This is a genomic window from Streptomyces sp. NPDC001027, from assembly GCF_040299045.1.
GTDB lineage: Bacteria > Actinomycetota > Actinomycetes > Streptomycetales > Streptomycetaceae > Streptomyces.
This window is the reverse complement of record NZ_JBEPBI010000329.1, coordinates 1-6,950: the sequence shown is the minus strand read 5'-3', so window position 1 is coordinate 6,950 and position 6,950 is coordinate 1. Positions and strand designations below refer to the sequence as shown.

The following is a 6,950-nucleotide window of genomic DNA, read 5'->3' as shown; positions in this document are numbered from 1 at the left end:
CCGCGGGCGCCCCGCCGCAGGTGAGCGGCCCGCGGACCTGCGCGGGCCGGAGGCGCTGAAGTTCCTGTGGGAGTGGTATCTGCTGCCGCTGGCCGAGGCGATGGCGCCGGGGGTGCGGGCGGCGATCGAGGAGTTCCGGCCCGACGTCGTCGTCGCCGACCAGCAGGCCTTCGCCGGCGCCCTGGTCGCCGAGCGGCTGGGCCTGCCCTGGGCGACCTCGGCGACCACGTCCGCCGAGTTCACCGACCCGCTGGCCGGGCTGCCCAAGGTCCGCCGGTGGCTGGACGAGCGGCTGACCGCGCTGCGGGCCGCCGTCGGCGACCCCGCCGGAGCCGGCGACCCCCGATTCTCCCCGCATCTCGTTCTCGCCTTCAGCACACCGGAGTTGGCGGGCGGACCGCCCGGGACCGCCGACCGCGGCGTGATCTCCGGCAGCGGCGGGAGCGTCTGCTGGGTCGGCCCGTCGGTCTCGGCCCGGCCGTCCGCCGCCGGTTTCCCGTGGGAGTGGCTCGACGCCGGGCGCGCCACCGTGCTGGTCTCGCTCGGCACCGCGAACGCCGACGTCGGCGGCCGCTTCCTCGACGTGTGCCGGAGCGCGCTGCGGGAGCGGGCCGACCGGGTGCAGGGGGTGATCGTGGACCCCGGCGGCGCACTGGGAGCGCGGGAGCCGGACCTGGACAAGGACGTGCTGATCGTGCCGTCCGTGCCGCAACTCGCCCTGCTGGAGCGGGGAGTCGGCGCGGTGGTCTGCCACGCGGGCCACAACACCGTGTGCGAGTCCCTGTGGCACGGAATCCCGCTCGTCGTGGCCCCCATCCGCGACGACCAGCCGGTGGTGGCCGGGCAGGTCGTGGACGCGGGGGCCGGGGTGCGGGTGCGCTTCGGCCGGGTCACCGCACAGCGGTTCGGCGCGGCGCTCGACTTCGTCCTGGACGACCCCGGCCCCCGCGCGGCGGCCGTCCGGATCCGCACCGCGTTCCGCGCCGCGGGCGGCGCGCCCGCCGCGGCGGCCCGACTCGACGCACTGGCACGGGAGTTCAGATGACCGATCAGACCACGTCCGGCGATCCGACCGAGCCCGTCAGGCCTGCGGAGACCGCAGAGCCCGCAGAGCCCGTCAAGTCTGCCGAGCGGATAGCCGGACTGCGGCCCGTCTACCAGGCGGACCTCGCCGCCGGGCTGGAGCGCTTCTTCGAACCCCGCCGCGCCGACTGCCCCTGGTGCGGCGCACGCGAGCTGACCACCCGCCTGCGCACCACCGACCTGCTCCAGCACAAGCCGGGCCGGTTCGTGCTGGACCGCTGCGAGCGCTGCGGGCACACCTTCCAGAACCCTCGTCTCAGCGCGCAGGGACTGGAGTTCTACTACCGGGACTTCTACGACGGACTGGGCGAGAAGAAGCTCGGCGACACCTTCGGCGGCCGGACGAAGATGTACCGGGGGCGGGCCGAGTCGATGCTGCCGCACGACCCCGCGCCGAAGAGCTGGCTGGACGTGGGCACCGGGCACGGTCACTTCTGCGCAGCCGCCCGGGAGGTGCTGCCCGGCACGGTGTTCGACGGGCTCGACTTCACCGACGGCGTCGAACTCGCCGAGCGGGAGGGCCGGGTGGAGCGCGGCTACCGGGGGGACTTCCCGGACCTCGCGTCCGAACTGGCCGCCCGCTACGACGTGGTGAGCATGTTCCACTACCTGGAGCACAGCACCGATCCCGACCGTGAGCTGCGCGCCGCCCGGGAGGCGGTCCGGCCCGGCGGGCACCTGCTGATCGAGGTGCCGGACCCGGAGAGCCGCTACGCACGGCTGCTGGGCCGCTGGTGGCTTCCCTGGCTCCAGCCGCAGCACCTGCACCTCGTGCCGGCGGCCAACCTGCGGGAGCGGCTCACGGGCCTGGGCTTCACGGTGGTGGCGGAGCAGCACGCTGAGCCGCACGACCCGGTCGACCTGCTGGCCGGCGTCTGGCTCGCGCTGGACCACGCGGCGCCGCGCGACGACGCGCCCTGGCTGCCCCGACCGCCGGGCGCGCTGCGCCGCGCGCTGCGCGGGGCGGTGCTGGTCGCCGGGATCCCGGCACTGGTCGTCGCCACGTTGCTGGACCGGTTCGCGGTACGGCCGCTGTCGCACCGGCTCGGCGTGTCCAACGCCTACCGGCTGGTGGCCCGCCGGGACTGACCGGCCGGACCGGCGGGCGTGCAGGCGTGCAGGCGTGCGGGCGTGCGGGCGTGCAGGCGTGCGGGCGTGCGGGCGTGCGGGCGTGCGGGCGTGCGGGATGACGGCAGTCAACGACGCGTCCGGAGAGGATCCGCACCTCCTGCGCCGGCCCGATACCAGCCCCCTGCCCGCCGCTCAGGGCGCCTGCCCGTCTCTCAGCGCACCGTCGCCGTGACCGCCTCGGCGACGACCGCGGCGACGGCCGCCGGCTGCTCGACGAGGGCGAGGTGTCCCGCGTCCGCCACCGCCACCGTACGAACCCGCGGGCAGGCCTCGATGCCCCGCCGCTCGCCGTCCGTCAGGCCGATCCCGTCCCGGTCGCCGCGCACCACCCACGCGGGGACCTCGGCCTCGCACAGCCGCGGGACCAGGGACGGATACCGGTCGAGGTACGCGTAGTAGGCCCGCACGATCCGTCGGCAGGCCGCCGGGTCGCTGCCGCCCATGGCCGCCGCCAGCGCCTCGGCGCGGTGCGGCGGCAGTTCGCGTTTCAGCGCCCGGGGCAGCAGCCGGATCATGGCGGCCCAGGCCGCGCCGCCCAGCACGGGCACCCGGCCCAGGACGTTCAGGACGGTCAGGAAGCGGGCCTCGTCGCCGCGCGAGAAGGTCGGGGACAGCAGGACCAGCGGGCCGTGGAACAGGCCGAGCGCGGCCATCTCCAGCGCCACGTTCGCGCCCAGGCTGTGGCCGACGACGGCGCCGCAGCCCTCCTCGGCGGCGAAGTCCGCCATCAGCCGGGCGTAGTGCTCCATGGAGACGTCGGAGGGCGCCTCGGTGGGGCCGAACCCGGGCTGGGTCACCGCGATCATCGCCAGCCCCGCCACCGCGGGCTCGGCCATCACGTCCGCGTAGAACTCCGTCGTGCACAGCCCGCCCGGAATCATCAGCACCCGGTGCGGGGCGTTCGCCGCGCCCGCCCGGCGGATCTGCCACCGTTCGCCCATACCCCGAGCCTGACCCCGACACGGCTCGGCCGCACCCGGGACCGCGGAGACCGACCGCCGCACGAGGGGTCGGGGCCGGGGCGCCGGCCCCGACGATGTGCCGCATCTGCGGGGGTCACGCCAGACACGGTGTCCAGCCCGCCGGGACGGCGCGCCTCGCTAGGGTCGCCGCATGACCCACAGCTTCGCTCTCCACGTTCCGGACGCCGCCCTCGAACCCGACCCGCTCGACCCGGCGCAGGTCGTCTCGGGCTCCCCCCAGGTCAGCGGCAAGGTGCTGTGGCAGTCCGACGACGGCCGGCAGATCCGGGGAATCTGGCAGATCACCCCGGGCGTGGTCACCGACACGGAGGCGGACGAGCTGTTCGTCGTGGTCAGCGGCTCGGCGACCATCGAGGTCGAGGGCGGGCCGACGCTGACGGTGGGCCCCGGGGACATGGCCGTGCTGCGCGAGGGCGACCGCACGACGTGGACGGTCCACGAGACGCTGCGCAAGGCCTACGCCATCAACCGGTGAGCGCGGCCGGGGGCGCCGTCGTCCCCCGGATCTCCAGCAGCGGCGCGGCGAGCTGCACCCGCCCCGCTCCCCCGTTCCCGTCGAACCGGTCCAGGAGGCAGCGGGCCGCCCGGCGGCCGACCTCGTGGCCGGCGTTGTCGACGGTGGTCAGCCACAGGTGCCGCAGCCGGGAGGTGCTGGTGTTGTCGTAGCCGACCACGGAGAGGTCATCGGGAACGCGCAGCCCGAGCTCGTCCGCGGCCGACAGCGCGCCCACGCCGGCCATGTCGTTCACGGCGAACACGGCCGTCGGCCGGTCGGAACGGCCCAGCAGCCGCACGGCGGCACGGTGGCCGCCCTCCTCGGTCATGTCGCTCGCCTCGACGGCGGGCCGCTCCACGCCGTGCTCTCGCATCACCGCCTCGAAGCTGCGCCGCCGCAGCTCGCCGACCGCTCCGTACCCCGCGATGTGGGCGATGCGGCGGTGGCCGAGCGCCAGCAGGTGCTCGGTGACCAGGCGCGCGCCCTGGTCGTCGTCGCCCGCGACCATGTCGACCCCCGGCGGGACGGGTTCCCGGGCGCCGGCGACGACGACCGGGATCCGCTCCGCGACCGCGCCGAGCGCCGCCGGGTCGGGCAGCGTCCCGACGATCACCAGGCCGTCCGCCCCGAGGTCCAGGAAGGGGCCGGCCGGGTCCTGGCCGACCCGGCGGTTGAGACGGGCGTCGGCGAGCAGCATGTGCAGACCGTGCGCGTGCAGCAGGGAGTTGAGGCCGTCGAGGAGGTCCACGTACCAGGGGTTGCGCAGGTCGTGCAGGAGGACGCCGACCATGGGGGTCCCCCCGCCCGGCCGAGCCGGGGGGCCGGGGAGGGTGCGCTGCTCGCTGAGGCTGCGCGCCGCCGTGTTCGGCCGGTAGCCCAGTTCGCCGGCGGCGCGCAGGACGGCCTCCCGCTTCTCCGCGCGCACCTGCCCGGCGCCGCGCAGCACGAGCGAGACCAGGGATTTGGACACGCCCGCGCGGTCGGCGACGTCTCGGATGGTCGGTGGTCTCATGACATGGACCGTTCCATGTCGTCGGACGGCTGTCAAAGGGGTACGTCCTTCGCCGTCTGAGGGCCTCGAAGGCCTTGACACCTCCGGCGGGCCGCCCCCAGGGTGACTTGGACAGGACATGGACCGGTCCATCGCAGGCCGGCAGAAGGCTGAGAGGGGCCGTCATGGTGGACGCGCTCGGTGTCGCCGTCGTCGGGTTCGGCTGGATGGGGCGGGTGCACACCCAGGCGTACGCCCGCGTCCGGCACCACTATCCGCAGCTCGCCCTGCGTCCGGAGCTGGTGGCCGTCGCCGAGGAGGTCCCCGGCCGGGCGGAGGAGGCCGCCGCGCAGTACGGCTTCGCCGCCACCACCCGCGACTGGCGCGAGGTGGCCGCCGACCCCCGCGTCCAGGCCGTCAGCATCACCGCGCCGAACTTCCTGCACCGCGAGATCGGCGTCGCGATGGCCGAGGCCGGCAAGCACATCTGGATCGAGAAGCCGGTGGGCCTCACCCGCGAGGACGCCGTCGCCGTGGCGGACGCGGTGGCCCGGGCCGGGGTCCAGGGCGCCGTCGGATTCAACTACCGCAACGCGCCCGCCGTCGAGAAGGCCCGCGCGCTGATCGCCGCCGGTGAGCTGGGCGCCGTCACCCATGTCCGCATCCGTCTCCTCAGCGACTACGCGGCTCACCCCGACGGCGCGCTGACCTGGCGGTACGAGCGGGAGCGCGGCGGCAGCGGGGTGCTCGGCGATCTGGCCTCGCACGGCGTCGACCTGGCCCGCTTTTTGCTCGGCGACATCACGTCGCTGGCGGCCGACACCGCCGTCTTCGTCCCGCAGCGCGCCCGCCCGACGGGGGCGACGGCGGGCCACAGCCTCGCGGCGGGCGGCGAACTCGGCCCGGTCGAGAACGAGGACTACGTCAACTGCCTGCTGCGCTTCGCCTCCGGCGCGCGGGGCGTGCTGGAGGCCTGCCGGGTCTCGGTCGGCGCGCAGAACGACTACGGCTTCGAGGTGCACGGCACCGAGGGCGCGGTGTTCTGGGACTTCAGGAGGATGAACGAGCTCGGCGTCAGCCGCGGCACGACGTACCAGGACCAGCCGGTCAGCACGGTGTACGTGGGTCCGGGCGACGGTGAGTTCGCGGCCTTCCAGCCGGGCGCGGCGAACGCGATGGGCTACGACGACCTCAAGGTCGTGGAGGCCTGCCGCTTCCTGCGCTCGGTCGCCGAGGGAGCCCCGCACGGGGCGACGCTCGCGGACGCCGTGCACAGCGCCACCGTGCTGGAGGCCATGGCGCGCTCCGCCGGGAGCGGCCGCTGGGTCGACGTGCACCCGTAGGGGTGGGGCCAGGACCACCCCCGATCCGGCGTCCAGGCCCCGCGACCGGGCCCGCCGCGGACGGCAGGCTTGTGGGGCCGGCCGAACGAGCCCCGCTGGAGCCGAGAGGGCGGCGCCGCATCCGTCACGCAGACAACCAGGGGGACCCCATGTCCGAAGCCGTCGCCCGGCGCCTGACCGGCCTCGCCGCCGTCGCCGCCGCCGTCGCCCTCATCGTCCAGGTGCCGCTGTACTTCCTCTACGCGGGCCCGCCGCCGGACGTCAACGTCCTGTCCCGGCTGCTGGTCGGGATCGTCGCGCTGGCGTGTCTCGTCGTGTTCGTGACGGCGTTTCGGGAACTGGTCCGGCGTGTCTCCCCCGACCACGAGTGGATCGGCTCGATCGCCTTCGCGACCGGCCTCGTGTACGCCACGGTCACCCTGGTCTCGATGGGGCTGGAGGCCGGCGCGGTCATCGCCGTCGACCACCCGATCGACCCGACGATCGACGTCAGCGGCACCTACATCCTGTACGGGTCGATCTCCCGTCTCATGCTGGCGCTGTTCCTGACCGCGTTCGGCCAGGCCGTCGTCCGCACCGGGCTGCTGCCGCGCTGGACCGGCCGCTCCGCCCACGTCCTGGCCGGCGTCAACCTCGCGTTCGTGCCGTCGCTGTTCTTCGGCAACGACCCCGCGTTCTTCTACGCGGCGAACGGCTGGGGCACGACCGCGCTGATGGGCTTCGTCCTCAGCTACTGGCTGCTGGCCGTGGGGATCTCGACGTACCGCGGCGCGGCCCGCGTCGCCCCGGCGGCCGCCGCCCCCGCCGTGCGGGCCTGAAGGCGCGGAGAAGGCGTCCTGGCGCCCGGTCCCAGAAGGCGTCCGCGGCGCGTGGCCGGAGCCTGCGAGGACCGAAGGAAGCGCACGCCCCCGGGCGGCGGCCCG

The 6,950-nt window shown here is 75.2% G+C and carries 7 protein-coding genes; 5 read left to right on the top strand and 2 right to left on the bottom strand.

Going from position 1 to position 6,950, the window contains the following annotated elements; genetic code table 11:
* On the top strand, positions 1-1,045 hold a 1,045-nt coding region (locus ABT300_RS39600; RefSeq protein ID WP_351686688.1), incomplete at its 5' end, for a glycosyltransferase.
* Positions 1,046-1,134: 89 nt separating this feature from the next.
* Positions 1,135-2,172, top strand: a complete 1,038-nt coding sequence (locus tag ABT300_RS39595) for a class I SAM-dependent methyltransferase (RefSeq protein ID WP_351686691.1) — start codon at positions 1,135-1,137, stop codon at positions 2,170-2,172.
* A 194-nt stretch (positions 2,173-2,366) separates the two neighbouring features.
* Here ABT300_RS39595 and ABT300_RS39590 read toward each other — a convergent pair whose 3' ends face one another.
* A complete protein-coding gene (locus ABT300_RS39590; RefSeq protein WP_351686685.1) occupies positions 2,367-3,155 on the bottom strand; it encodes an alpha/beta fold hydrolase in 789 nt (262 codons plus the stop codon).
* A 172-nt stretch (positions 3,156-3,327) separates the two neighbouring features.
* Between ABT300_RS39590 and ABT300_RS39585 the strand changes: the two genes are divergently transcribed.
* The gene (locus ABT300_RS39585; protein WP_351686682.1) at positions 3,328-3,672 is read left to right on the top strand and encodes a cupin domain-containing protein; all 345 of its coding nucleotides are present in this window, start codon (positions 3,328-3,330) and stop codon (positions 3,670-3,672) included.
* Here the strand turns inward: ABT300_RS39585 and ABT300_RS39580 are convergent.
* A complete protein-coding gene (locus ABT300_RS39580; RefSeq protein WP_351686680.1) occupies positions 3,662-4,705 on the bottom strand; it encodes a LacI family DNA-binding transcriptional regulator in 1,044 nt (347 codons plus the stop codon). The genes ABT300_RS39585 and ABT300_RS39580 overlap by 11 nt on opposite strands.
* Before the next feature lie 164 nt (positions 4,706-4,869).
* Between ABT300_RS39580 and ABT300_RS39575 the strand changes: the two genes are divergently transcribed.
* A complete protein-coding gene (locus ABT300_RS39575; RefSeq protein WP_351686678.1) occupies positions 4,870-6,027 on the top strand; it encodes a Gfo/Idh/MocA family protein in 1,158 nt (385 codons plus the stop codon).
* Between the two features lie 149 nt (positions 6,028-6,176).
* Positions 6,177-6,845 carry a hypothetical protein gene (locus ABT300_RS39570; RefSeq protein WP_351686675.1) on the top strand — a complete coding sequence of 223 codons (669 nt, stop codon included), beginning with the start codon at positions 6,177-6,179 and terminating at the stop codon, positions 6,843-6,845.
* Positions 6,846-6,950 lie beyond the last annotated feature (105 nt).

Bases quoted from the DNA above. Each gene is read 5' to 3' on its own strand.
- ABT300_RS39590 (WP_351686685.1), bottom strand. From the start codon at position 3,155: ATGGGCGAACGGTGGCAGATCCGCCGGGCGGGCGCGGCGAACGCCCCG.
- ABT300_RS39585 (WP_351686682.1), top strand. From the start codon at position 3,328: ATGACCCACAGCTTCGCTCTCCACGTTCCGGACGCCGCCCTCGAACCC.
- ABT300_RS39580 (WP_351686680.1), bottom strand. From the start codon at position 4,705: ATGAGACCACCGACCATCCGAGACGTCGCCGACCGCGCGGGCGTGTCC.
- ABT300_RS39575 (WP_351686678.1), top strand. From the start codon at position 4,870: ATGGTGGACGCGCTCGGTGTCGCCGTCGTCGGGTTCGGCTGGATGGGG.
- ABT300_RS39570 (WP_351686675.1), top strand. From the start codon at position 6,177: ATGTCCGAAGCCGTCGCCCGGCGCCTGACCGGCCTCGCCGCCGTCGCC.